The 22,006-nt window shown below is 67.5% G+C and carries 27 protein-coding genes; 15 read left to right on the forward strand and 12 right to left on the reverse strand.

Going from position 1 to position 22,006, the window contains the following annotated elements:
- The first annotated feature begins 20 nt into the window (after positions 1 to 20).
- Both AC1RB9_RS00260 and AC1RB9_RS00265 read left to right on the forward strand, forming a co-directional pair.
- Positions 21 to 374: a DUF4810 domain-containing protein gene (locus AC1RB9_RS00260; RefSeq protein ID WP_003083569.1), complete on the forward strand. Its 354-nt coding sequence runs from the start codon at positions 21 to 23 to the stop codon at positions 372 to 374.
- A complete protein-coding gene (locus AC1RB9_RS00265; RefSeq protein WP_003083573.1) occupies positions 371 to 1,036 on the forward strand; it encodes a DUF799 domain-containing protein in 666 nt (221 codons plus the stop codon). Before AC1RB9_RS00260 ends, AC1RB9_RS00265 begins: the two co-directional genes overlap by 4 nt.
- Before the next feature lie 14 nt (positions 1,037 to 1,050).
- Here the strand turns inward: AC1RB9_RS00265 and AC1RB9_RS00270 are convergent, their stop codons facing one another.
- Together AC1RB9_RS00270 and AC1RB9_RS00275 are read right to left on the reverse strand one after the other, a co-directional pair.
- Positions 1,051 to 1,434 (reverse strand): helix-turn-helix domain-containing protein, encoded by a 384-nt coding sequence (locus tag AC1RB9_RS00270; RefSeq protein ID WP_003118492.1) that lies wholly within the window; start codon positions 1,432 to 1,434, stop codon positions 1,051 to 1,053.
- Between the two features lie 281 nt (positions 1,435 to 1,715).
- Positions 1,716 to 3,377: a hypothetical protein gene (locus tag AC1RB9_RS00275; RefSeq protein WP_003458490.1), complete on the reverse strand. Its 1,662-nt coding sequence runs from the start codon at positions 3,375 to 3,377 to the stop codon at positions 1,716 to 1,718.
- 609 nt (positions 3,378 to 3,986) lie between these two features.
- Between AC1RB9_RS00275 and AC1RB9_RS00280 the strand changes: the two genes are divergently transcribed.
- The 3 genes from AC1RB9_RS00280 (at position 3,987) to asnB (ending at position 6,784) form a co-directional block, all read left to right on the forward strand.
- Positions 3,987 to 4,127: a PA0050 family protein gene (locus AC1RB9_RS00280; RefSeq protein ID WP_003083582.1), complete on the forward strand. Its 141-nt coding sequence runs from the start codon at positions 3,987 to 3,989 to the stop codon at positions 4,125 to 4,127.
- 61 nt (positions 4,128 to 4,188) lie between these two features.
- Positions 4,189 to 4,326, forward strand: a complete 138-nt coding sequence (locus AC1RB9_RS00285; protein WP_003083584.1) for a PA0050 family protein — start codon at positions 4,189 to 4,191, stop codon at positions 4,324 to 4,326.
- A gap of 625 nt (positions 4,327 to 4,951) precedes the next feature.
- The gene (gene asnB, locus AC1RB9_RS00290; RefSeq protein ID WP_003111526.1) at positions 4,952 to 6,784 is read left to right on the forward strand and encodes an asparagine synthase (glutamine-hydrolyzing); all 1,833 of its coding nucleotides are present in this window, start codon (positions 4,952 to 4,954) and stop codon (positions 6,782 to 6,784) included.
- A gap of 52 nt (positions 6,785 to 6,836) precedes the next feature.
- Here the strand turns inward: asnB and AC1RB9_RS00295 are convergent, their stop codons facing one another.
- Positions 6,837 to 7,265, reverse strand: a complete 429-nt coding sequence (locus AC1RB9_RS00295) for a cupin domain-containing protein (RefSeq protein WP_003083588.1) — start codon at positions 7,263 to 7,265, stop codon at positions 6,837 to 6,839.
- A 266-nt stretch (positions 7,266 to 7,531) separates the two neighbouring features.
- Between AC1RB9_RS00295 and AC1RB9_RS00300 the strand changes: the two genes are divergently transcribed.
- Together AC1RB9_RS00300 and AC1RB9_RS00305 are read left to right on the forward strand one after the other, a co-directional pair.
- Positions 7,532 to 7,702: a hypothetical protein gene (locus AC1RB9_RS00300; protein WP_003111525.1), complete on the forward strand. Its 171-nt coding sequence runs from the start codon at positions 7,532 to 7,534 to the stop codon at positions 7,700 to 7,702.
- A 2-nt stretch (positions 7,703 to 7,704) separates the two neighbouring features.
- Entirely contained in the window at positions 7,705 to 8,175 is a 471-nt protein-coding gene (locus tag AC1RB9_RS00305) for a type II toxin-antitoxin system death-on-curing family toxin (RefSeq protein WP_003458494.1), read from the forward strand.
- 16 nt (positions 8,176 to 8,191) lie between these two features.
- On the opposite strand, the gene AC1RB9_RS00310 is transcribed toward AC1RB9_RS00305, so the two are convergent.
- The 3 genes from AC1RB9_RS00310 to osaR all read right to left on the reverse strand — a co-directional run bounded on the left by AC1RB9_RS00310 (position 8,192) and on the right by osaR (position 10,271).
- Positions 8,192 to 8,740 carry an RNA 2'-phosphotransferase gene (locus AC1RB9_RS00310; protein WP_003162078.1) on the reverse strand — a complete coding sequence of 183 codons (549 nt, stop codon included), beginning with the start codon at positions 8,738 to 8,740 and terminating at the stop codon, positions 8,192 to 8,194.
- Between the two features lie 38 nt (positions 8,741 to 8,778).
- On the reverse strand, positions 8,779 to 9,285 hold the full coding sequence (locus AC1RB9_RS00315; RefSeq protein WP_003162079.1) for a DUF1993 domain-containing protein: 507 nt from the start codon (positions 9,283 to 9,285) through the stop codon (positions 8,779 to 8,781).
- 65 nt (positions 9,286 to 9,350) lie between these two features.
- On the reverse strand, positions 9,351 to 10,271 hold the full coding sequence (osaR, locus tag AC1RB9_RS00320; protein ID WP_003128174.1) for an oxidative stress response transcriptional regulator OsaR: 921 nt from the start codon (positions 10,269 to 10,271) through the stop codon (positions 9,351 to 9,353).
- 107 nt (positions 10,272 to 10,378) lie between these two features.
- Between osaR and AC1RB9_RS00325 the strand changes: the two genes are divergently transcribed.
- The 4 genes from AC1RB9_RS00325 (at position 10,379) to AC1RB9_RS00340 (ending at position 12,916) form a co-directional block, all read left to right on the forward strand.
- Entirely contained in the window at positions 10,379 to 11,266 is an 888-nt protein-coding gene (locus AC1RB9_RS00325; RefSeq protein WP_003083599.1) for an MBL fold metallo-hydrolase, read from the forward strand.
- A gap of 62 nt (positions 11,267 to 11,328) precedes the next feature.
- Positions 11,329 to 12,033, forward strand: a complete 705-nt coding sequence (dsbM, locus tag AC1RB9_RS00330; protein WP_003162080.1) for a disulfide reductase DsbM — start codon at positions 11,329 to 11,331, stop codon at positions 12,031 to 12,033.
- A gap of 83 nt (positions 12,034 to 12,116) precedes the next feature.
- Positions 12,117 to 12,572, forward strand: a complete 456-nt coding sequence (locus AC1RB9_RS00335; protein WP_003118563.1) for an OsmC family protein — start codon at positions 12,117 to 12,119, stop codon at positions 12,570 to 12,572.
- A gap of 110 nt (positions 12,573 to 12,682) precedes the next feature.
- Positions 12,683 to 12,916, forward strand: coding sequence for a DUF1161 domain-containing protein (locus tag AC1RB9_RS00340; RefSeq protein WP_003083610.1), 234 nt, complete (start codon positions 12,683 to 12,685; stop codon positions 12,914 to 12,916).
- An 11-nt stretch (positions 12,917 to 12,927) separates the two neighbouring features.
- On the opposite strand, the gene AC1RB9_RS00345 is transcribed toward AC1RB9_RS00340, so the two are convergent.
- Both AC1RB9_RS00345 and AC1RB9_RS00350 read right to left on the reverse strand, forming a co-directional pair.
- The gene (locus AC1RB9_RS00345; protein WP_003083612.1) at positions 12,928 to 13,365 is read right to left on the reverse strand and encodes a PA0061/PA0062 family lipoprotein; all 438 of its coding nucleotides are present in this window, start codon (positions 13,363 to 13,365) and stop codon (positions 12,928 to 12,930) included.
- Positions 13,366 to 13,421: 56 nt separating this feature from the next.
- Positions 13,422 to 13,838: a PA0061/PA0062 family lipoprotein gene (locus AC1RB9_RS00350; RefSeq protein WP_003083614.1), complete on the reverse strand. Its 417-nt coding sequence runs from the start codon at positions 13,836 to 13,838 to the stop codon at positions 13,422 to 13,424.
- Positions 13,839 to 13,929: 91 nt separating this feature from the next.
- Here AC1RB9_RS00350 and AC1RB9_RS00355 point away from each other — a divergent pair, with 91 nt between their 5' ends.
- Positions 13,930 to 15,057 carry an aminopeptidase gene (locus AC1RB9_RS00355; protein WP_003118564.1) on the forward strand — a complete coding sequence of 376 codons (1,128 nt, stop codon included), beginning with the start codon at positions 13,930 to 13,932 and terminating at the stop codon, positions 15,055 to 15,057.
- A 7-nt stretch (positions 15,058 to 15,064) separates the two neighbouring features.
- Here the strand turns inward: AC1RB9_RS00355 and AC1RB9_RS00360 are convergent, their stop codons facing one another.
- The 3 genes from AC1RB9_RS00360 to AC1RB9_RS00370 are packed head-to-tail and all read right to left on the reverse strand — an operon-like array spanning position 15,065 to position 17,281.
- Positions 15,065 to 16,048: a hypothetical protein gene (locus AC1RB9_RS00360; protein WP_003114660.1), complete on the reverse strand. Its 984-nt coding sequence runs from the start codon at positions 16,046 to 16,048 to the stop codon at positions 15,065 to 15,067.
- 32 nt (positions 16,049 to 16,080) lie between these two features.
- Entirely contained in the window at positions 16,081 to 16,746 is a 666-nt protein-coding gene (locus tag AC1RB9_RS00365; protein ID WP_003106611.1) for an HAD family hydrolase, read from the reverse strand.
- Entirely contained in the window at positions 16,739 to 17,281 is a 543-nt protein-coding gene (locus AC1RB9_RS00370; protein ID WP_003106612.1) for a gamma carbonic anhydrase family protein, read from the reverse strand. The genes AC1RB9_RS00365 and AC1RB9_RS00370 overlap by 8 nt, the downstream gene beginning before the upstream one ends.
- Before the next feature lie 77 nt (positions 17,282 to 17,358).
- Here AC1RB9_RS00370 and prlC point away from each other — a divergent pair, with 77 nt between their 5' ends.
- The 3 genes from prlC (at position 17,359) to AC1RB9_RS00385 (ending at position 20,823) form a co-directional block, all read left to right on the forward strand.
- Entirely contained in the window at positions 17,359 to 19,404 is a 2,046-nt protein-coding gene (prlC, locus tag AC1RB9_RS00375; RefSeq protein WP_003083621.1) for an oligopeptidase A, read from the forward strand.
- Positions 19,401 to 19,676 (forward strand): YheV family putative zinc ribbon protein, encoded by a 276-nt coding sequence (locus AC1RB9_RS00380; protein WP_003162872.1) that lies wholly within the window; start codon positions 19,401 to 19,403, stop codon positions 19,674 to 19,676. The genes prlC and AC1RB9_RS00380 overlap by 4 nt, the downstream gene beginning before the upstream one ends.
- An 88-nt stretch (positions 19,677 to 19,764) precedes the next feature.
- A complete protein-coding gene (locus AC1RB9_RS00385) occupies positions 19,765 to 20,823 on the forward strand; it encodes a PA0069 family radical SAM protein (protein WP_003118567.1) in 1,059 nt (352 codons plus the stop codon).
- Between the two features lie 229 nt (positions 20,824 to 21,052).
- Here AC1RB9_RS00385 and tagQ read toward each other — a convergent pair whose 3' ends face one another.
- Positions 21,053 to 21,967, reverse strand: coding sequence for a type VI secretion system-associated lipoprotein TagQ (gene tagQ, locus AC1RB9_RS00390; RefSeq protein ID WP_003106614.1), 915 nt, complete (start codon positions 21,965 to 21,967; stop codon positions 21,053 to 21,055).
- Positions 21,968 to 22,006: the final 39 nt, after the last annotated feature.

Consider the following 22,006-nt stretch of genomic DNA (forward strand, 5'->3'; position numbering starts at 1 on the left):
ACCAGGGAATCACGGCACACATGAGCAAGACGATCACATGGACGGCGGCGCTGCTGGGGAGCATGGCGCTGGCCGGGTGCAGCGGACCGAAGACGCTGTACCAGTGGGAGGGCTACCAGGCCCAGGTCCACGAATACTTCAAGGGTGAATCCAAGGAGGCCCAGGCGCAGGCGCTGGAAGCCGACCTCGAGAAGATCCGGGCGAAGAACGGCGCGGTGCCGCCGGGCTACCACGCCCAGCTGGGGCTGCTCTATTCCAGCATCGGCAAGGACGACCAGATGGTCCGCGAGTTCGAGACCGAGAAGGCGCTGTTTCCCGAGTCGGCGACCTACATGGACTTCCTCCTGAACAACGCCCGTGGAGGTGCCCGTTGAAACTCGCCCGACTGTCCGGCCTGGTGGCCGGTTTCACCCTGCTGGCCCTGCTCGGCGGCTGCGCGCCGACCAAGAGCGTCGACTACTCGGCGTTCAAGCAGGCCAAGCCGCGCTCGATCCTGGTCCTGCCGCCGCTGAACGAGTCGCCCGACGTGAAGGCGACCTACAGCATGCTCTCGCAGGTCACCTTCCCGCTGGCCGAGGCCGGCTACTACGTGGTGCCGGTGGCGCTGGCCGACGAGACCTTCCGCCAGAACGGCCTGACCAGCGCCGGCGACGTGCACCAGGTGTCCCCGGCCAAGCTGCGCGAGATCTATGGCGCCGACGCGGCGCTGTACGTCACGGTGAGCGACTACGGCACGCGCTACATGGTGATCAGCAGCGCGACCATCGTCACCGCCAGCGCCAAGCTGGTCGACCTGCGATCCGGCACCACCCTGTGGACCGGCTCGGCGACCGCCTCCAGCGAGGAAGGCAACGGCGGCAACAACGGCGGCCTGGTGGGCATGCTGATCACCGCGGCGGTCAAGCAGATCATCAACAGTTCGGTGGAGGACGCCGGTTATCCGATCGCCGGGATGACCAGCGCGCGCCTGCTCTCGGCCGGCCAGCCGGGCGGACTGTTGTACGGCCCGCGCTCGCCGAGGTACGGCAGCGACTGAGCCGTGCGCCGGGGCTACGGGGACGTCTCCGTGGCCTCGGTGCAAGCCGCCGGGAGGGGCTTGGCCGCTGCGTTGCGCTTGGCCATGTACTGGCGGATCAGGTCGTCGAGCAACGCCCGGATGGCGCGCCGCTCGTCCAGCCGCAGGCGGCCGATGGCCTCGAACTGCAGGCGCAGGTCTTCCGGTAGCGCCTGCCGCTCGCTGCGCTCGCAGACCAGCCAGTCGAGGGGCACCGCGAAACGTCCGGCGATGGTTTGCAGCACCACCAGCGACGGGTGCCCGCCCTTGGTTTCGAAGTGCCGCAACTGGCTCACGGTGACGCCCAGTCGCTCGGCCATCTGCCGTTGGGTCAGGGCGTTCTGCTGGCGTAGGCGTAGGAGATTCTGCGCGAAGCTCATGGAAAACTCTCCAAGTCAGGGGAAATCCTTGCCACCGCCCCGGTGATGCGGGCGATGGCGGTTGTCTCCATCATCGGCGTTCGCACTCTTCGACTCTGCCCTACCGTTCCGGCGCGGGCCTGGGAAAGCTCCGGGTCGTGAGTCCGAGGTTTCCCCGCGTGCCGCCTTTTTCGATTCAGTAGAGGCTGAAGCGACGGGCTACCGTCCCGTTGGCCTGCGTCGGCGGCAGTTTGGCTCCGCGGCGAAGCGATAGGACGCGAGGGCCTTGCGCCTGGCGAGGACTAGTCCGCTTGCGCCCCCTGCGCCAGGGCGTTGCCGACGCCCACCAGCAGCGCCCGGGTCTGCGCCACGATGGCGCTGCGGTAGGCCTCGTAGCGGGCGTCGCTGATGGCGTTGTCGTTGCGCGCGCCGCCGCCGCTCGCCGGTACGCCGGTGTAGTAGTTGTTCATCACCGGGACATGGATGTGCCCGGCGGGAATCTCCAGGCGGAACGCGTCGCGCAGCACCGTGTTGCGGTAGGCGCTCTCGTTGGACAGGTAGTCGCCGCCACCGCCGTTGCGCGCGCAGATCCGTCGGTTCGGCGGGAGCACCAGGGAGGGATCGGGCATGGCGTTCATCACCCCGTTGGTCGGCACGTTTTCGGTGCGCGGGTTGGCGCAATCGGGGAAGAAGTCGTAGTTGGTGTGCCAGGTGACGTCGAAGCCTTCCGCGGCCTGGCTGGTAGCGCCCGGCGGCCGCTCGATGCCGCGCCAGGTATCGGCGGCGAGCAACTGGCGGACCGGCAGCGAGGCCTTGGAGAACTGTGCCGGCAGGTTCTGCCGCCAGCGGCTGGCGCTGTCGTAGCCGAGCCAGCGGCGCGGCGGGTTGATATTGCAGCCGGAGCCCCGCAGGGAAATCGGCGCGGTGCCGGGATTGGTCACGCTGCCCAGGGGAAGCACGTAGTTGGGCAAAGCGCTGTCGGCGGGGCAGTAGACGATGCCGTCGTTGCCGGCGGAGGAGCCGTGGAAGCGGCCGTTCCAGGCCTCCAGCCAGAACTGGTTGGCGCCGCCCTGGCTGATGGTGATGGAGGCGTCGACCCGGCGCGGGCCTGGGCGGAACCAGGGGCCCAGGGTGTCTTCCTGCATGCCGCGGTTGAACGGGTCGTAGCTGACCGGCAACAGGTAGGCCTCGATACGCAGCAGGCTGCCGTCGGCCAGCCTGAACTCGCGGCCGTCCAGCGCAAGGGCGGTGGCGCCCGAGGGGTTGCCGTTGCGCAGGCCGGTGTTCGCCGTCCCGGGAGTGCCCAGGGTGAAGACGTCGAAGCCGCTGATGATCATCCGCCGGTAGCGCGAGCCGTCGGCGGCGTAGCGGCGCGGCAGGTCGATGTCCAGCTGTCCGCGCGAGGCGCGTTCGAAGCGCCATTGCAGCGCCTGGGCCTGGGCCTTGCCGAGGTGGAAGGATGGCGCCCACTGGCGCAGGGTGCGGGTCATGTAGAGGCGCGTCCAGTAGAGCATGCGGTCATCGCTGGCCGGCAGCGCGCCGGCGGGAATGGCGCGGCGACCCTGGGCCCGGTCGACGGCGGCGCGCCACAGCGCGCGGCCCTCTTCGGTGACCAGCTTCAGTGCCTTGGCGTAGCTGGTGACCGGGGTGCGGCCGTCGGCGGCGCACAGGCGCTTGGCGAAGGCCGGTTCGAAGCCGTCGAAGCCGGCGCCCTTGACGATGCGCTCGGCCAGCGGCGTCTGGTCATGGGTGACGACGTTGGCGCCGCTGAACGGCAGCGGCGTGTCGAGCCGGCGCTCCTCGTAGGACAACGCTGCCTCGCGGTTCCAGGAGCAGGCGACGCTGGGCGGCGTGCGGGCGCCGGCGAGGTCGCCGTTGGCGGCCCAGCCGGCGCCGGGCAGCAGGGCTGCCGAGACGGCCAGGGTGAAGAGGGAGTATCGGCTTGCGTGACGGGCGTAGCGCATCGGGTGGACTCCTGTTCTTGTTCGGTTCATGGGTCGATCGGTGCGGCGGGCGGAGCGCGGGCGAGCGGCGCCCGCCGGCGGCGGGGGCCGGGACCGACGCAAGGTGCGTCGCGGGTTGCTGCGGTGGCGGACGCGAGGGCGGTGCTAGGGGGCGCGTGTCGCCGGTAGACGGAGGCGCGCGGAGGGAGGGTTGCGGGACGACGCGGAGGCGTCTGGGAAAGTCAGGTCCTTTGCCATGGATGCACCGATCGTTGTTCTTGCTGTTGTGGGGCGTCGGTGGGTGCACGGCCGGACTTCGCACCCGTGCGGCATTCTTGGAGGCGCCGGCGCGGTGCGTCCAACGAATTTATGTGGCCGCCGGGGATAGGAAAAGTTGATGGCGAACCGGTGCCGAAGCCCCCTGCCCCGGTACTTTCGCTGGCGCTGCGGCAATCCACCGCACTGGCGCGTTCGCTCGGGCTGGTCTTTGCTCTCCGGGGTCCGGCGGCTCGCCGGCGAGTCTTGCGGTGCGCCGCGAGCGGACGGGCGTTCGGTCCTTCTGCAGGCAAATGCCCTTGTTTTCGGAGAAGGACACGGATCGTTGATCGCTGTTTCGACCAAGGAGGTCAGATGAAAAGGAAGATGCTGGCGGCTTCTCTGCTGCTGTGGATGTTCTCGCTGACGGCGCAGGCGGACTGCGCGGTGCTCGGGCCGGGGGAAGATCCCTGCGCGGGCCCGGTGCTGGGACCGACCGTCTGCGAGTGCCCGTGATGACCGACTGTACCCTCGACCAGGGACAGGGAGCGTTCGATTACCAACCAGGAGGTTGCAAATGAAGAAAGTACTGTTGGCTGTGTTCCTGCTCTGTGGCTTCTCTCTTACCGCCCAGGCCGCGTGCCCGGTTTTCGGCCCGTCCGAGGACCCGTGCAGCGGGCCGGTGTTCGGTCCGTCGACCTGCGAATGCCCTTGAGGTAGGTCGTCTGGCGGGCCCGGTGCAGCGGGCCCGCTTCCGGATGTATCGCTCGCTCGAAGTTGCCTTCTTTAATTCTCCATTCCCCGCGCCGCCCTACTTTTCCCGCTCGTCCATCGTCGCGTCGAACGTTGCCACGAAATCAGCGTCGATGGACAACTCTTATATTCAATAGTTGTACGATCTGAGTTTGTTGTAGTCATTTGCTTAGTTGGCTATTCATATGATTGCCGTAAAGCAATTATAAGTTTAATTGGATTAGCCTTCTAAGTCTTTGGAAATAGCCGTGAACGACCCTGTAATATCTGGTTGTAGAGCCGCGTAATGATGTTTCAGGATATTTCATTAATTTTGTAGATTATTGTTTTTCCTTTGTTTTTTTAAAAACAGCTACCAGATTTAGATAGATATTAATTAACTCGGCCACGTTTTTTCCTGTTCTATCATTGGCCTTCCTTGGGCGCAGGCCTGCCGAAACTGCTTATCTTCAGGTCCTCGAAAAGTTTATACATCGACCGCCTTGGGCGAAGCATTCGTACGCCGGAAATCTGTCCGGCCGCACGGATGTTTTCAGCATGTTCTCTGGATGAGTTTCCCGATAAACATCAATTAGAGGAGTTTCCCTATGTGCGGTCTCGCGGGTTGGGTGGATTACACGCGCAAGCTCGACGACGAATTTCCGGCGATCTTCGCCATGACCGATACGCTCGCCTTGCGCGGGCCGGATGCCGAGGGCATCTGGAAGCACCGCAACGCCCTGCTGGGTCACCGGCGGCTGGCGGTCATCGACCTCAGCGGCGGCGTGCAGCCGATGTCCTATCGCTTTCCCACCGGCCAGGAGGTCACCCTCGTCTACACCGGCGAGGTGTACAACCACGATGCCCTGCGCGAGCGGTTGCGCCGGGCCGGACATGAGTTCCGCACCCGCAGCGATACCGAGGTGGTCCTGCACGCCTATCTGCAATGGGGCGAGCGTTGTTGCGAGTACCTGACCGGGATGTTCGCCTTCGCCGTCTTCGATGGCCGCGACGGCCACCTGCTGCTGGTGCGCGACCGCCTGGGCATCAAGCCGCTGTATTACGCGCGGCACCGCGAGGGACTGCTGTTCGGCTCGGAGATCAAGTCCATCCTGGCGCATCCGGAATTCGCCGCCAGGCTCGACGCGGTCGGCCTGGTCGACCTCCTGACGCTGTCCCGGGGCACTTCGCAGACGCCGTTCCGCGAGGTCCAGGAACTGCTGCCCGGCCACCTGCTGTCCTGGCGTCCCAATTCCCAGGCGAAGTTGCGCCGCTATTGGGAGGTACGCCGCCAGGAGCATGCCGACGACCTGCAGAGCACCGTGCAGCGCACCCGCGAACTGGTCACCCGCGCCCTGGGGTCGCAATTGCACGCCGACGTTCCGGTGTGTTCGCTGCTATCGGGTGGGCTCGATTCGACCGCCCTGACCGGCATCGCCCAGCGCATCGCGAAGGCGGAGCACGGCGGCGACATCAATTCATTCTCGGTGGACTTCGTCGGCCAGGCCGAGCAGTTCCGCAGCGACGACCTGCGTCCCGACCAGGACCAGCCGTTCGCCCTGCTGGCCGCGCAGTACATCGGCAGCCGTCATCGCACCGTGCTCATCGACAATGCCGAACTGGTCTGCGAACGAGCGCGCGAAGAGGTATTCCGGGCCAAGGACGTACCTTTCACCTTCGGCGACATGGATACCTCGCTGCACCTGATGTTCGGCGAGATCCGCCGGCATTCCACGGTGGCCATCTCCGGTGAAGGCGCCGACGAGCTGTTCGGTGGCTACGGCTGGTTCCGCGATCCGCAGGCGGTGGCTGCGGCGCGCTTCCCCTGGGCCTCCAGGGTGCGCCTGCCGGCCGGCTTCATCGACGCCGGTTTCAACCGCCGCTGCGATCTCCTCCAGTACCAGCAGGCCAGCTACGACGATGGGCTGCGCCAGGTCGAACACCTGGCCGGCGACAGCCCGGAGGAGCGGCGGATGCGCGAGTTCAGCCATCTGCATCTGAAGCGCTGGATGGTGCTGCTGCTCGAACGCAAGGATCGCCTGAGCATGTGCAACGGCCTGGAGGTGCGGGTGCCCTACACCGACCATGAGCTGGTGGAGTACGTCTACAACGTGCCCTGGTCGATCAAGAGCCGGGACGGCGAGGAGAAGTGGCTGCTCAAGCGGGCCTGCGCCGACTATGTCCCGGAAGCCGTGCTCAAGCGCCGCAAGAGCCCTTATCCGACTTCTGCCAACCTCGGCTACGAGCGTTTCCTGCGCGGGAGCGTGCGGCGTCTGCTGGAGGACGCGGCGAACCCGGTGTTCGGCATCGTTTCGCGAGAGTTCCTGGCCGCCGAACTGGAGCATCCGGAGGGGTACTTCAACACCCAGGTGAGCCGCCACAACCTGGAGACCGCGCTGGCGCTGGAAGGCTGGCTCAGGTTGTACGGGCTCTCCGCCTGAGCGTGACGCGGGGCGTGGCGGGTTCGGGCTGCTGTCCGGCCCGCCGGCGTCTTCAGGCGTCGGGCATTTCGCCGCGTTCGCCGAGCCCCACCGGCATGCCTTCCACGCCGGCATGGAACAGCAGGGCTTCCACCGGTTCGGCCCCGGCTATCAGGCGATGGATGATGTTCATCAGGCAACCCGCCGCCTCGCCTTCCAGCACCCGCGTGCTCTGGGCTCCGTCGCGGGTCTCCAGGCGCAGTTCGCCCTTGAGCACGTAAAGCGCGCTGGGCATCGGATGGACCTGCCAGTCCAGGCGTTCGTGGGCGGCCAGGCTCAGGCGCTGCACGGTGAGCTGCGGCTGGCCAAGGGGATAGCCGAGGTAGAGCGAGCCGTTCCAGGCGCAGCCGCTGCGCAGCAGGGTTTCGCGGTGCGGACTGGTTGCGGCCGGGAGGTCGCGGCTGGGTGGGAACACATGCACGTGGCTGGGGCGAAGGTCCATCGGGCGTCCTGCGCTTGTCGGTGTTTTTCCTCAGTCAAGCCGGCTTTCACCGCCTGCTCCACTGCCGCTTCTGCTAGGCGGCAGCGGGCCATCAACGTTCGAGGCTGGTCTGCAGACTGCTAGGCCATGTTGCGGTGCGCCTTGCCAGTGCTTCCGGTTTCGAGAGGACATCTGTTCCCTGCCTGCACTGGTATATGCTTGAACACTGAATATTCGTCCCCTGCCCGGGGCAGGCAGGTCCGGGAAGTGGATCCTTGGAGGTACATATGTCGCGATCGCTGCGCAAATCGAAGAAACTCGTCATTCCTCCCCGTCCTCGCGATGAGGTCGTGCGCGCGCGCCCGGCCTTGGGAGAACATCAGAAGCAGGTCGAGAACGCCTTTGCCCTGGCCTTCGAACGCTACGAAAAAACCTTCGAAGAGCTGGCCAAGGTTTAAGCATGTCGCAAGACCAGCAAGGGATACGCTATCTCTCCGTTGCAGATCTCGTTCGCCTCAATGAGTTGCTCATCCTGGCCCAGACTCCGGACGAGCCGATAGGCGTCCTCAAACCGAACGAGTTGGAGTCCGCACAGCAACGGCCAGCCAACCATCGTTACTATGCTCGAACCGACGATATCATCACGCTGGCTGCGGTCTTTGCGGAAAGCTTGGCAATGAACCACTGCTTTGCCAATGGCAACAAACGCACGGCGGCGGCGGCCGCTACGGTTTTCCTCCTGCTCAATGGCATAGAGCTGACGGGGCCCGCTCAGGACTTCGTCGACATCATGGTCGCCCTCGTGACTCGTGAAGCGAGCGTTCAGGACCTGGAAGACTGGATGTTCTACTGGCACAGACCATTCGACGCTTACAACCTGCCGGACAGCGACGCTTTCGAGCGAATGATCGCCCGCTTGGGCATTGGTTAGTCCGTAGAACGCCTTCTCAAGCCTCGCGGATGAACCGCACGGGTACCCGCTCGGTCAGCCAGACGCCGTTCTCCGCCTGGTGGAATAGGTGCCCGGCCAGGTGCATGTCGCGCGCGTCAATTTCCAGCAGAACCGGGCTGCCGTAGCGGCGGCCGACTTCCAGGGCGGTGGTGCGGCGGGCGGAGAGATGGACGTGGTGGCGGCTGCCGGGAACCAGGCCGCGCTCGCGGATGGAGTCGAGGAAGCGGCTGGCGGTGCCGTGGTAGAGCACTGCGGGCGGGACCGCGGGGGCGTAGGCGATGGCCACCGCGGCATGCGAGTGGCCTTGCACGGCGCGGATGCGCTGGCCATCGGCGGAGAGGGCGAAGCGCTTCTTGTCGTTGTTCTCGACCACCGCGCCGAGCAGCATGCGGTCGAGGGCGCGGCCGTCCCGCGCCGCGCCGGCGATCAGGGCGTCGATGTCGGCCCAGCCTTCGCCGTCCAGCGTCAGGCCGATGGCCTCGGGCTGGTGGCGAAGGACATAGCTGAGGAACTTGCTGGTGTCGTCGAGGGTTTTCCGATCCATTCCATGGTCCTTGTGCGTGCCATCCCGGCGCGGGAACCTCAGGCGCCGCCGAGGAAGTCCATCTTGCCCAGTTCGACGCCGTTGTGGCGGAGGATGGCGTAGGCGGTGGTGACGTGGAAGAAGAAGTTGGGCAGGGCGAAGCCGAAGAGGAAGTCGCGGCCGTTGAAGCTGATCTCCTGGCCGCGCACCTTGAGGGTCACGTTGCGCTCTTCGGCGCCGTCCAGTTGTTCCTCGCGGATGCCCTCGAGGAACTCGACGGTGCGGGCGATGCGTGCCTGGAGTTCGTCGAAGGTGATTTCCGTATCCGCGTAGCTCGGCACTTCCAGCCCGGCCAGCCGCGCGCCGGCGCCCTTGGCGGCGTCGCTGGCGATCTGCACCTGGCGCGCCAGGGGGAACATGTCCGGCGCCAGCCGGGCGTCGATGAAGATGCGCGGATCGATGTTCTTCGCTTCGGCGTGGGCGGCGGCTTTCTTCAGGATCGCCGAGAGGTTGCCGAGGGTGCGCAGGAAGGTCGGGATCGAAGCCTGGTAGATCGACAGGGACATGGACGTGCTCCAGACAGGGGATAAAGGTGCGTCGAAGGCGGCGCGTCCAGCAGTCTACCCGGCTTTCACGCCAGCGCCAGGGGGCCCGCCTCGTCCCAGTGCGGATCGGCCGCCATCCGTTCGACCAGGAAGTCCAGCAGCGCCCGCAGCGCCGGCGGCATCTGCCGGCGCGAGGCGTACACCGCGTGGATGCCGAGCACCTGCGGCGACCACTCCGGCAGCAGCGCCACCAGGCGTCCGCTACGGATCAGCGGGGCTGCCGAGTACAGCGGCTGCTGGCTGATCCCGGCACCGGCGGCGGCGGCCTCCAGCAGCACGGTGGATTCGTTGGCGCTGAGACTGCCACCCACCGGCACGCTGGTCGGCTCGCCGTCGCGCTCGAACTGCCAGAGACTGCGGCCGAAGTAGGAGTAGGTCAGGCAGTTGTGCAGCGCCAGGTCCTCCGGGCGCCGCGGGGTGCCGTGGCCGCGCAGGTAGTCCGGCGCGGCGCAGATCACCGAGCGGCATTCGCCGAGGCGGCGGGCGATCAGGTTGGGGTCGAGCTGGTTGGCGATGCGCAGGGCCAGGTCGATGCGCTCCTCCACCAGGTTGACCACCTGGCTGTTGACCTGCAGGTCGATGGCGGTGCCCGGGTAGCGCTCGACGAAGGCGGCGGCGGCACGGGTCAGCCAGGCCTGGGCGAAGGACAGGCTGCTGGTGATGCGCAGAGTGCCGCGCGGGCTGTCGCGGCGGGTCTGGCCGGTGGCCTGCATGGCGTCGGCCACGGCGAGCATCTCGCGGCACTGCGGCAACAGCTCCGCGCCGGCGTCGGTCAGGCTCAGGCGGCGGGTGCTGCGGTGCAGCAGGCGTGCGCCGACCCACTCCTCCAACTCGGCGAGGTAGCGCGAGACCATCGCCCGGGACATGTCCAGACGCTCGGCGGCGGCGGTCTGGCTGCCGCTGTCGATGACCTCGACGAAGACGCGGGTGGCGGTCAGGCGGTCCATGATTCGCTCGATCCATGCAACAAAGCTGTGATTATTGCGGGGCTTTTTGCGCGCTTTCAAGCAACTAACATGGCAAGCCTCTGATCCCACTGCCTGGAGAACCGCTCATGTCGCGCCATGGATTGCTTCGTTCCCTGTTCGCCGCCGCCGCCCTGCTGGGTGCCGCCGGCGTCTTCGCCGCCAGCGCCGAACCGCTGCGGCTGGAGGTCTACAACCCCGGCGAGAAGGCGATCTTCGCCGTGTCCTCGGAACTGCTGGTGGGCCAGCGCGAGGCGATGCTGATCGACGCGCAGTTCTCCCGCGCCGACGCCGAGCAACTGGTCAAGCGTATCCAGGCCAGCGGCAAGACCCTCAGCACTATCTACATCAGCCACGGCGACCCGGACTTCTACTTCGGCCTCGACGTGCTGAAGGCCGCCTTCCCCGAGGCGAAGATCCTCGCGACGGCGCAGACCGTCGCACACATCCAGGCGACCAAGGACGCCAAGCTGGCCTACTGGGGGCCGATCCTCAAGGACAACGCGCCGACGTCGCTGGTGGTACCGGAGCCGCTGAAGGGCGACCAGTTGAAGCTGGAAGGCCATGCCCTGAAGGTGGTCGACCTGAAGGGGCCGAGCCCGGACCGCACGGTGCTGTGGATTCCGTCGCTGAAGACGGTGGTTGGTGGCGTGCTGGTGGAATCCGGTTCGCACGTCTGGACCGCCGATACCCAGACCCAGGCCTCGCGCCAGGCCTGGGTGGCGATGCTCGACCGGATCGAGGCGCTGCAACCGCGGCGCGTGGTGCCCGGCCATTTCACCGGCGAGGAGCCGAAGGGCCTGGACGGCGTGCGCTTCACCCGTGACTACCTGAAGGCCCTGGAAGCCGAACTGCCCAAGGCCAGGGATTCCGCCGCGCTGGTCGAGGCGATGAAGCGCCGCTACCCGAACCTGCCGGGCGAGGAAGGCCTGGAGCTGAGCGCCAAGGTGCTCAAGGGCGAGATGCAGTGGCCCTGAGCCGCGCCCGCCGATAGCCGCTGATCGAGGCGTCCCCTGCGGGGCGTCTCGTGGAGACCGAGATGAACGACCTCACCCTGCATTACCTCTACGATCCGCTCTGCGGCTGGTGCTACGGCGCCTCGCCGCTGCTCGCCGCCGCCCGCGAGGTGACGGGTCTGGACGTACGCCTGCATGGCGGCGGCATGATGACCGATGCCAACCGCCAGCCGGTCGGCGCCGGTCTGCGCCACTACGTGATGCCCCATGACCTGCGGATCGCCCAACTGACCGGCCAGCCGTTCGGCAAGGACTACTTCGACGGCCTGCTGCGCGACACCAGCGCGGTATTCGACTCGGCCCCGCCGACCGCCGCCGTGCTTGCCGCCGAAGCGCTCGACGGCCTCGGCGCGGCGATGCTGGCGCGGATCCAGCGTGCCCACTACGTCGAGGGCCGGCGTATCGCCGAGCGTCCGGTGCTGCTCGAGCTGGGTGCCGAACTGGGGCTTGGCGAGGGCTTCGCCGAGGCGTTCGACGCCTGCTCCGGCGAGCCGCTGCGCGCGCACTTCGCCGACAGTCGGCGGCTGATGAACCGTCTCGGCGCCGCTGGCTTCCCGACCTTCGCCCTGGAGCGCGACGGCCGCCTGCAGGTGCTCGACACCGGGCGCTACCTCGGCCAGCCGGACGACTGGCGGGCTTTCCTCGAAACGCAGCTGCGCCTTGCCGGCGGCAGCGGTGCCGTGGGCGGGGCCGCGGTGCCGCTCTGCCGCATCGACGGTTGCGCCTGAATCCCGCCGCCGCGCAAGCGGACTGAACTTGTCCGGCTGCGTCGTCCTCCCATGTAGACATGCCCGCTCGCCGACGCGAGCGGATGTCCATCCACAGCTCCGGAGGAGTCGACATGAAGAAGACGGCATCGGCGGTCTGGCAAGGCGGCCTGAAAGACGGCAAGGGCACCCTTTCCACTGAAAGCGGCGCGCTCAAGGACAACCCCTATGGCTTCAATACCCGCTTCGAGGGCGCACCGGGAACCAACCCGGAAGAGCTGATCGGCGCGGCCCACGCCGGCTGCTTCAGCATGGCCCTGTCGATGATGCTCGGCGAGGCCGGCCTGACCGCCGAACGTATCGAGACCCGCGCCGAGGTCACCCTCGACAAGCAGTCCGACGGTTTCGCCATCACTGCCGTGCACCTGGTGCTCAGGGCGCGCGTGCCGGGGGCGGACGCGCAGACCTTCGAGCAGATCGCCAACAAGGCCAAGGCCGGTTGCCCGGTATCCAAGGTGCTCAACGCGAAGATCAGCCTGGACGCCAGCCTCGACGGCTGAGCGGAACGCTTCCCCAGCCCGGCGAACTGGCCCTGGCCTGCCGCAGTCGAATGCGGCAGGATGCGCTGCGCAGCACTCGGCTGCCAGGCATCGACGAGGAGTGACGGGTCATGAAAACCATCGGGCTGGGGATTGCCGCCTTGCTGTTCAGCGCCACGGCGCTGGCCGCGCCGAAGCCGTGCGAGGAACTCAAGGCGGAGATCGAGACCAAGATCCAGTCGGCCGGGGTGACCTCCTACACCCTGGAGATCGTGCGCAACGACGAAGTCAGCGACCCGAACATGGTGGTCGGCAGTTGCGAGAACGGCACCAAGAAGATCATCTACCAGAAGAACGACGACTGAGCCGCTGCGTTTCAGTACGGCGGGCAGCGGCTGGTCTGGAAGTTCGAACGGGCGACCACCTCGCCACGCTCGTCGCTCAGTAGCGCCAGCGCCCTGCGCAATTGCGGGCGCACCTCCAGGCGATAGCGCCGGCCCGCCTCGAAGCCGTCATAGACCACCTGCTGGTAGCAGTTGATCTGCACCGGCTCGCCGAAGCCGCCGCCCCCGCCGCCGGAACCGCCATAGAGTTCGTACTGGAAGCGCACCTCCAGCACATGGCGTCCCGGAGTGACCTGGAAGTAGCGCCCGTCGCTCAACCGCTCGCCGTCCAGGCGCTCGGCCAGCAGGGTGTTGGCCGGCGCGCTGCGCAGCTCGACCCAGGCCATCTGCGGGTCCGGCTGCGGCAGCGGTCCGGCGCAGCCGGCGAGGAGCAGCAGCGCGAGCGGGACGAGACGGGTGAGTGGACGCATGGGGCGGGCTCCGGAGGGCGTTCAGCTCCTAGCATAGCGCCCTCGCCTTGCGCCGTTCAGACCTTCGCGCAGCGTCCCTCGCGGCCGCGCGCCAGTTCCCTGTTGTCCTGGTCGTAGAGCTTCGCCCAGGGACGGAAGCCGATGTGCCCGGCCTCCAGGCGGTAGCGCTGGCCGGCGCTGAAGTCCTTGAACTTGAGGTTGAGCTGGCAATCGCGCCAGAGCGGGCTGTCCACGGGGCCGATGTTGGTCGGGTCGACGGTGAACTGGTAGCGCACCGTGAGTTCGCGGGTGCCGGGATCGACCTCGAAGTAGCGCGTGCGGTCCCAGCTCTTGTCGTCGACTTCCACGGCGGCGAGATCGGCGTCGGGCTGGGTATCGAGGTCGACCCAGGCGCGGTTCGGGTCGGGGGTGGGCATCAGCAGTGAGCAGCCGCTCAGGACGAGCAGGCCACCGGCAAGCAGCAGCGTACGCATAGAAGACTCCGAAGCTCCTTTAACCCGGCCGCCATCCGTCGCGCCTTGGAAAAACGCCTTGCGTTCCTCCGCCTCGCCGGATCGCGGACCGGTGCTGGTAGGGCGGCGGGCGGTCCGCGTGCTGTGCTATGTTCCGCCCATGCCACGCCGCCTTCGCCATCCGCTTGCTGACCTTCGACTGCCCCGTTGGGTTCCCTGCCTGGCGCTGTTGGCGCTGAGCGGTTGCTCGACCGTCTCCTACTACGGGCAACTGGCCAGCGGCCAGTTCGCCCTGCTGCGCGCCCGCGAGCCGGCCGCCGCGGTGATCGCCGACCCGCAGCGCGACGCGCGCTTGCGCGAACGCCTGGCGAAGGCGGAAAAGGCCCGGCAATTCGCCAGCGAACGCCTCGGCCTGCCGGACAACCGCAGCTATCGCCTGTACGCCGATATCGGCCGGCCCTACGTGGTATGGAACGTGTTCGCCACCCCGGAGCTGTCGCTGCAGCCGGTCACCCATTGCTTCCCCATCGCCGGCTGCGTGGCCTACCGCGGCTACTACAGCGAGGCCGCCGCGCGCGCCGAGGCGGCGCGCCAGCGGGCGCTCGGCGACGACGTCTACGTCGGCGGGGTGCAGGCCTACTCGACCCTCGGCTGGTTCGACGATCCGATCCTCAGCAGCATGCTGCGCTGGGACGACGAACGGCTGGCGACCTTGATCTTCCACGAACTGGCGCACCAGAAGTTCTACCTGCGCGACGACACCGCCTTCAACGAATCCTTCGCCACCTTCGTCGAACAGGAAGGTACCCGCCAGTGGCGCGAGTATCGTGGACTGCCGCCGGCGGACGGCCGCGAGGAGAAGCGCCGCGAGCAGTTCACCGCGCTGGTCCTGGCCAGTCGTGCGCGCCTCGAAGCACTTTATGCCGGGCCGTTGGACGATGCCGCCAAGCGTGCCGGCAAGGCTGCCGAATTCCAGCGCCTGCGCCGCGAGTACGCGGCGCTGAGCCAGCGCGAATGGGGTGGCGAGTCGCCGTTCAAGGCCTGGATCGACGCGCCGTTCAACAATGCCAAGCTGCTTCCCTTCGGCCTCTACGACCAATGGGTGGCGGCGTTCGCCGTGCTGTTCCGCCAGGTCGGCGGCAACTGGCCGGCGTTCTATGCGCGGGTCCGTGCCCTTGGCCAGCTCCCCCTGGCGGAGCGCCAGGCGGCGTTGCAGCGGCTGGCCGCCGCAGCGCCCTGACGCCTGCTCAGGCGGCGAGCTGGTCGGCGTAGCACCAGCGCGTGGCCAGCCGGCCGATCGGCCAGAGCAGCGCCAACAGGCCGACGCCGAGCAGCGCCACCAGCAGCGTATAGCCGATGCCAGCGGGCGCCAGGCCGAGGATCATCAGCAGCGCCAGCCCCCCGCCGACCGCCAGCAGCGCGACGCTCCAGAGCAGCATCGCGACCACCGCGAGCAGCAGCGCGCGGCCGGCGGCGAAGCGTTGCAGGCGCGCCGGCAGGCGCGTGCAGACGGCGCCGAAGAGCAGCGCCGCGGGCAACGCCACGCCGCTCAGGTACAGGCCGTATAGCCAAGGCTCGTCGTAGCGCAGCAGGGCGTAGGGAAGGAACTGCATCAGCTTGAAACACAGCGTGGCGAAACACAGCGCGGCGCCCAGGGCGACCTGCCAGGCAGCGACGCGGGCTTCTTCCCCTTCGGCCAGGCGCGGCGAGTTCACCCGGCTGCCGAGCAGCACCAGCCCCAACGGCAGCAGGCTGCCCAGGAGCAGGTAGACCCAGCTCATCGCTTCGTTGAACGCCATCAGCCAGACGCCGTAGCTGGATTGCGCCGTCACCCACTGGTAGAACGGCAGCGTCAGCGGTGCCAGGCCGATCCCGGCGAGCATGCCGCAGACCAGGTTGAGCAGACCGTAGCCGATCAGCAGCAGCGCCAGCGGGCGGAACTCGACGAGCTGCCGCTTCTCGCGGTAGGCATGCAGCACCAGCAGGTTGGCCGCCGCGTAGAACACCAGGCCGGTGAACCAGTGCGGCGCCATCAGTTGCAGGTGCTCGGAGAAACGCTGGCGGATCTCGCCGATGTCGTTGTACCACTGGATGCCCAGGCTTACGGCGAAGGACAGGCAGGTGACCAGCGCCAGCACCGCGATGAACGCATAGGGCTGGGTGGTGGCGGGCACCTCTCTGGCCGGCGGCTGCACCGGGGCGGTGGGGGTGGCGAAGGGATTGTCGGTCATGTCAGGCGTCCTTGTCTGAAACGGAGCATGGGTCAGTGGGATTCCAATACCTGCCGCAGGGCGGCGAGGTCGGCGCAGTAATGGGTCGGCTGGTGCGCGCGCAGTTCGTCTTCGCTGCCGAAGCCGTAGCCGACGCCGATGCAGGCGACACCGTTGCGGCTGGCGCCGAGCAGGTCGTGCATGCGGTCGCCGATCATCAGGCAATGCTCCGCTGCCAGGCCTTCGCTGTCGAGCAGATGGCGGATCAGTTCGTCCTTGTGCGTGCGCGTGCCGTCCAGCTCGCTGCCGTAGATCGCCTTGAAGTGACGGTCGAAGGCGAAGTGGCGGGCGATCTCGCGGGCGAACACGCCGGGCTTGCTGGTCGCGACGTAGAGCGTGTGGCCGCGTCCGACCAGGGCTTCGAGCAGCTCGGGAATGCCGTCGAACACGCGGTTCTCGTAGAGACCGGTGACCCTGAAGCGCTCGCGGTAGTGGTTCACCGCCTCCCAGGCGCGCGCTTCGTCGAAGCCGTAGGTCTGCATGAAGCACTGCAACAGCGGGGGGCCGATGAAGTGTTCCAGGCGCGCCAGGTCCGGCTCGTCGATGCCCAGGCGGGCGAGGGCGAACTGCACCGAGCGGGTGATGCCCTCGCGTGGGTCGGTGAGGGTGCCGTCGAGATCGAAGAGGATGTTCGGGTAGCGCAGCGTGGCGTCACGCATGGTAGTCCTCGGCGATGTGCAGGTCCTTGAGCTTCACGTAGTTGCCGGCGGTGTAGGTGAAGAAGCCGCGCTCCTTGTCGCTCAGCGGACGGGCCTTCTTCGCCGGGCTGCCGACGTAGAGGAAGCCGCTCTCCAGCACCTTGCCCGGCGGCACCAGGCTGCCGGCGCCGAGGATCACTTGGTCCTCGATCACCGCGCCGTCCATGACGATCGAGCCCATCCCCACCAGCACCCGGTTGCCGATGCTGCAACCGTGCAGCAGGACCTTGTGCCCGACGGTCACTTCGTCGCCGATGCTCAGCGGAAAACCGTCCGGGTTGAAGGGGCCGGCGTGGGTGATGTGCAGCACGCTGCCGTCCTGGATGCTGCTGCGCTGGCCGATGCGGATGCGGTGCATGTCGCCGCGGATCACCACCAGCGGCCAGACCGAGCTGTCGGCGCCGATCTCGATGTCGCCGACGAGCACGGCCGAGGGATCGACGAAGACCCGCTCGCCGAGCAGTGGCGTTTTGCCCTGGTAGGAACGAATGGTCACGATAGTTTTCCTCAGGCTGCGGATGCCGCCGATTGTATTTAAGATGGTCGGGTATTTCCTTAGCCAAGGTTGCCAACGTGAGCGCGAATCCCCTTCTGCAGGCCTACGACCTGCCGCCTTTCTCCTCCATTCGCCCGGAACACGTGAAGCCGGCCATCGAGCGGATCCTCGCCGATAACCGCGCCGCCATCGCCCGCCTGCTGGAAACCCAGCGCGAGCAGCCGACCTGGAAGGGCCTGGTGCTGGCGATGGACGAACTCAACGACCGTCTGGGCGCCGCCTGGAGTCCGGTCAGCCACCTCAACGCGGTGTGCAACAGCGCCGAGCTGCGCGAGGCCTACGAGGCCTGTCTGCCGGAGCTGTCGGCCTACTCCACCGAGCTGGGGCAGAACCGCGCCCTGTTCGAGGCCTACGAGGCGCTGGCGAAGAGCCCCGAGGCGGCCGGCTTCGACGTGGCCCAGAAAACCATCCTCGAACACGCCCTGCGCGACTTCCGCCTGTCCGGCATCGACTTGCCGGCGGACAAGCAGAAGCGCTATGCCGAGGTGCAGTCGCGCCTGTCCGAGCTGGGTAGCCGTTTCTCCAACCAGCTGCTCGACGCCACCCAGGCCTGGACCAAGCATGTCACCGACGAAGCCGCGCTGGCCGGCCTGACCGATTCGGCCAAGGCCCAGATGAAGCAGGCCGCCGAGGCCAAGGGCCTGGACGGCTGGCTGATCAGCCTGGAGTTCCCCAGCTACTACGCGGTGATGACCTATGCCGATGACCGCGCCCTGCGCGAAGAGGTATACGCCGCCTATTGCACCCGCGCCTCCGACCAGGGCCCGAACGCCGGGCAGAACGACAACGGTCCGGTGATGGAAGAGATCCTCGACCTGCGCCAGGAGCTGGCCGGCCTGCTCGGCTTCGCCAACTACGCCGAGCTGTCGCTGGCGACCAAGATGGCCGAGTCCAGCGACCAGGTGCTCAGCTTCCTCCGCGACCTGGCGGTGCGCAGCAAGCCGTTCGCCGCCCGCGACCTGGAGCAGCTGCGCGCCTACGCCGCCGAGCAGGGCTGCACCGAATTGCAGAGCTGGGACGCCGGCTACTACGCCGAGAAACTCCGCGAGGCGCGCTACAGCGTGTCCCAGGAGGCGCTGCGTGCCTACTTCCCGGTGGACAAGGTGCTTTCCGGCCTGTTCGCCATCGTCGAGCGCCTCTACGGCATCCAGATCCGCGAACTGCACGATTTCGAACGCTGGCACGCCGACGTACGCCTGTTCGAGATCCTCGAGAACGGCGAGCACGTCGGCCGCTTCTACTTCGACCTCTATGCCCGCGCCAACAAGCGCGGCGGTGCCTGGATGGACGGCGCCCGCGACCGCCGGCGCGACGCCCAGGGCCGGCTGATCGACCCGGTGGCCTACCTGGTGTGCAACTTCACCCCGGCGGTGAACGGCAAGCCGGCGCTGCTGACCCACGACGAGGTCACTACCCTGTTCCACGAGTTCGGCCATGGCCTGCACCACCTGCTGACCCGCGTCGAGCATGCCGCCGCCTCCGGGATCAACGGGGTGGCCTGGGACGCCGTCGAGCTGCCCAGCCAGTTCATGGAGAACTGGTGCTGGGAACCGGAAGGCCTGGCGCTGATCTCCGCCCACTACGAGACCGGCGAGGCGCTGCCGCAGGACCTGCTGGAGAAGATGCTGGCGGCGAAGAACTTCCAGTCCGGGATGATGATGGTCCGCCAGCTGGAGTTCTCCCTCTTCGACTTCGAGCTGCACGCCACCCACGGCGACGGCCGCAGCGTGCTGCAGGTGCTCGAGGGCATCCGCGACGAAGTGGCGGTGATGCGTCCGCCGGCGTACAACCGCTTCGCCAACAGCTTCGCGCACATCTTCGCCGGCGGCTACGCGGCCGGTTACTACAGCTACAAGTGGGCCGAGGTGCTGTCCGCCGATGCCTTCTCGCGTTTCGAGGAAGAAGGCGTGTTCAACCCCGATACCGGGCGTGCCTTCCGCGAGGCGATCCTGGCCCGCGGCGGCTCCCGCGAGCCGATGCTGTTGTTCGTCGATTTCCGCGGTCGCGAGCCGTCCATCGACGCCCTGCTGCGTCACTCCGGGCTGGTCGGGGAGGCTGCATGAGCCCGGCGACCACCAGGAAGCGCTTCATCGCCGGGGCGGTCTGCCCGGCGTGCAGCGAACAGGACAAGATCCAGATGTGGGAAGAGGACGGCGTGCCGCACCGCGAATGCGTGGCCTGCGGCTACGCCGACACGCTCAACGCCCAGGGCCAGTCGATCCCAAAGGAGCTGGGTACGCGGGTCAACCAGAACGCGCCGAAGCCGGCCAACCCGAAGGTGCAGTCGGTGCAGTTCTTCCCCAATCCCAAGCTGAAGAAGAAGCCCGACGCCTGACCGCTCGCCGCCGACCGGCGGCGATGGCTGTGGGCCGGGGCCCGGTGCGATACTGTATCCATATACAGTATTTCGCCGGGTTCCCCTCATGAGCGCTCCCCTGCCCCCGCGCGGTCGCGGTACCGCCAGCAACCCCCTCAACCGCTTCGCCCCGACCCACAGCGAGGCCTTCGACGATGGCTGGGAGCAGGACGTGCCGCCGATCCAGCTCACCGAGGTGCGCGAGGAGATCGCCCGCACGGTGATCTCCCGCAACCAGTCGCCGGACCTCCCTTTCGATCGTTCGATCAATCCCTACCGTGGTTGCGAGCATGGCTGCATCTACTGCTATGCGCGGCCCAGCCATGCCTATTGGGACCTCTCGCCGGGGATCGATTTCGAGACCCGGCTGATCGCCAAGAGCAACGTCGCCAGCGCGCTGGAGCAGGAACTGAGCAAGCCCGGCTATCGCTGCGCGCCGATCAACCTGGGCGCCAATACCGACCCCTACCAGCCGCTGGAGCGCGAACGCCGCCTGACCCGCCAGGTGCTGGAGGTGCTGCTGCGCTTCCGTCACCCGCTGACCATCGTCACCAAGGGCTCGCTGATCCTTCGCGACCTCGACCTGCTGCGCGAACTGGCCGAGCAGAACCTGGTGGCGGTGATGATCAGCCTGACCACCCTCGACGACGAGCTGAAGCGCATTCTCGAACCGCGCGCGGCGGCGCCCTCGGCGCGACTGCGGGCGATCCGCACGCTCAGCGGCAACGGCATCCCGGTGGGCGTGCTCTGCTCGCCGATGATCCCGATGGTCAACGACATGGAGCTGGAGCGCCTGCTCCAGGCGGCGCGGGACGCCGGCGCGCGCAGCGCCGCGTACATGCTCCTGCGCCTGCCGCGCGAAGTCGCCCCGCTGTTCGAGGAATGGCTGGCGGCGCACTACCCGCAACGCGCCGAGCATGTGATGAGCCTGGTCCGCCAATGCCGTGGCGGCGAGGTCTACGACAGCCGCTTCGGCCACCGCTTTCGTGGCCAGGGACCGTTCGCCGACCTGCTGGCGCAGCGTTTCGCGGTGGCGATGAAGCGCCTCGGGCTGGACCGCCGCGAGGGCTTCGGGCTGGATTGCAGCCGGTTCGCCGTGCCGGGGGCGCAGATGGCGTTGTTCTAGCGTTTTCCCCGCGGTGCAGCATTTCGTATAGGGCGGAGTAGCGGCGGAGCGTGCCGGTGGCGGTATCCGCCCTGCGGGAAGAACCGCTGCCGCCGGGAAGCCGGAAACGTCGGAAGCAGCCGTCCCGGCGAACGCTCGACCTTCAGGCCGGTCGGGTCAGCGCGCCAGCCCCCTCAACGAAACGGCGACCCGAAGGTCGCCGTCGCGTTCGTGCCGGTAACGAGGCCGATCAGGCCTTGGCGCAGCTCGGCGGCGCCCAGTCGCCCATGTCCGGGCTGTTGCAGACTTCCCGGATCATGCCCTGGCCCTGGGAGGCCACCTTGTTGCCTTCGCTTTGCGCGTCCTGGGCCTTGCGGATGGTCTGCTCGGTGGCGACCGCTTCCTTCGGCACCTTGGGATTGCTGCCGGTCTTGGGCTTGCTGCCGCCTTTCGTAGTGCTGGCGCGGTTCTCGGCCTCGGCGACCTTGGTCACCTCGGCGCGCGGTACGCCGACCTGCTGCAGGTCTTTCTCGTAGGCCTGGGTGTAGTTGCTGATGTTCTCGCCGGCACGGCCGTTGGCGGCGACCAGCAAGGCGTTGGTCTCCTGCAGGCCGCTGACGATCTCGGCCAGGCGCTTGCGCCCTTCGGCTTCGTTGATCGACTTGTTCTTGCGACCGTCGAGCAGAGCCTTGAACTGGCTCTGGTAGCAGCTTTGCGCCGACTTGGCGTAGGCCACGCTACGGTTGATCTCGACGGTGCTGCGGTCGACGTCGGTACCGTAGGAGCCGATGCGCGCGCGGTCATCGCTGATCTGCTTCTGCTTCTCCATGTAGTAGCCCGCCGCGCCGCCGGCCAGGGCGCCGCCTGCGGCAGCGAGGGCGGCATTGCGGCCGCGGTTCTCGTCGCTGGCCAGGCCGCCGGCCAGGCCGCCCAGGAGGCCGCCGGTAATGGCGCCGGTGATGGCCGAATTGCGCACTGCGTTATCGGTGCTGCGCAGGTGCGACACCGGCTCGTAGCAGGACGGGTAGTATTCCGCGCGGGTGGTCTGGGCGACCGAGCCGACGCCGCTGCTGGCGCAGCCGCTGAGCAGCACGCCGCTGGCGGTCAACAGGCAGAGCGCGTAGCGCGCCGAGGTGATCAAACGGTTTTCGCTGGGTTGGCTCATTGCATCTCACTCCTGGTTTGATGAACCGCCCGGCTGCCG

Source organism: Pseudomonas sp. 20-5, assembly GCF_056782835.1.

Excerpts from the sequence above, each read along its gene's own strand:
- AC1RB9_RS00260 (WP_003083569.1), top strand. The coding sequence starts at position 21 with ATGAGCAAGACGATCACATGGACGGCGGCGCTGCTGGGGAGCATGGCG.
- tagQ (WP_003106614.1), bottom strand. The coding sequence starts at position 21,967 with ATGAGCCAACCCAGCGAAAACCGTTTGATCACCTCGGCGCGCTACGCG.
- AC1RB9_RS00325 (WP_003083599.1), top strand. The coding sequence starts at position 10,379 with ATGTCGCGCCATGGATTGCTTCGTTCCCTGTTCGCCGCCGCCGCCCTG.
- AC1RB9_RS00275 (WP_003458490.1), bottom strand. The coding sequence starts at position 3,377 with ATGCGCTACGCCCGTCACGCAAGCCGATACTCCCTCTTCACCCTGGCC.
- osaR (WP_003128174.1), bottom strand. The coding sequence starts at position 10,271 with ATGGACCGCCTGACCGCCACCCGCGTCTTCGTCGAGGTCATCGACAGC.
- AC1RB9_RS00295 (WP_003083588.1), bottom strand. The coding sequence starts at position 7,265 with ATGGACCTTCGCCCCAGCCACGTGCATGTGTTCCCACCCAGCCGCGAC.
- AC1RB9_RS00305 (WP_003458494.1), top strand. The coding sequence starts at position 7,705 with ATGTCGCAAGACCAGCAAGGGATACGCTATCTCTCCGTTGCAGATCTC.
- AC1RB9_RS00335 (WP_003118563.1), top strand. The coding sequence starts at position 12,117 with ATGTCCATCCACAGCTCCGGAGGAGTCGACATGAAGAAGACGGCATCG.
- AC1RB9_RS00280 (WP_003083582.1), top strand. The coding sequence starts at position 3,987 with ATGAAAAGGAAGATGCTGGCGGCTTCTCTGCTGCTGTGGATGTTCTCG.
- AC1RB9_RS00380 (WP_003162872.1), top strand. The coding sequence starts at position 19,401 with ATGAGCCCGGCGACCACCAGGAAGCGCTTCATCGCCGGGGCGGTCTGC.
- AC1RB9_RS00340 (WP_003083610.1), top strand. The coding sequence starts at position 12,683 with ATGAAAACCATCGGGCTGGGGATTGCCGCCTTGCTGTTCAGCGCCACG.
- AC1RB9_RS00385 (WP_003118567.1), top strand. The coding sequence starts at position 19,765 with ATGAGCGCTCCCCTGCCCCCGCGCGGTCGCGGTACCGCCAGCAACCCC.
- AC1RB9_RS00345 (WP_003083612.1), bottom strand. The coding sequence starts at position 13,365 with ATGCGTCCACTCACCCGTCTCGTCCCGCTCGCGCTGCTGCTCCTCGCC.
- AC1RB9_RS00285 (WP_003083584.1), top strand. The coding sequence starts at position 4,189 with ATGAAGAAAGTACTGTTGGCTGTGTTCCTGCTCTGTGGCTTCTCTCTT.
- AC1RB9_RS00270 (WP_003118492.1), bottom strand. The coding sequence starts at position 1,434 with ATGAGCTTCGCGCAGAATCTCCTACGCCTACGCCAGCAGAACGCCCTG.
- AC1RB9_RS00310 (WP_003162078.1), bottom strand. The coding sequence starts at position 8,740 with ATGGATCGGAAAACCCTCGACGACACCAGCAAGTTCCTCAGCTATGTC.
- AC1RB9_RS00360 (WP_003114660.1), bottom strand. The coding sequence starts at position 16,048 with ATGACCGACAATCCCTTCGCCACCCCCACCGCCCCGGTGCAGCCGCCG.
- AC1RB9_RS00300 (WP_003111525.1), top strand. The coding sequence starts at position 7,532 with ATGTCGCGATCGCTGCGCAAATCGAAGAAACTCGTCATTCCTCCCCGT.
- AC1RB9_RS00315 (WP_003162079.1), bottom strand. The coding sequence starts at position 9,285 with ATGTCCCTGTCGATCTACCAGGCTTCGATCCCGACCTTCCTGCGCACC.
- AC1RB9_RS00350 (WP_003083614.1), bottom strand. The coding sequence starts at position 13,838 with ATGCGTACGCTGCTGCTTGCCGGTGGCCTGCTCGTCCTGAGCGGCTGC.
- AC1RB9_RS00365 (WP_003106611.1), bottom strand. The coding sequence starts at position 16,746 with ATGCGTGACGCCACGCTGCGCTACCCGAACATCCTCTTCGATCTCGAC.
- asnB (WP_003111526.1), top strand. The coding sequence starts at position 4,952 with ATGTGCGGTCTCGCGGGTTGGGTGGATTACACGCGCAAGCTCGACGAC.
- dsbM (WP_003162080.1), top strand. The coding sequence starts at position 11,329 with ATGAACGACCTCACCCTGCATTACCTCTACGATCCGCTCTGCGGCTGG.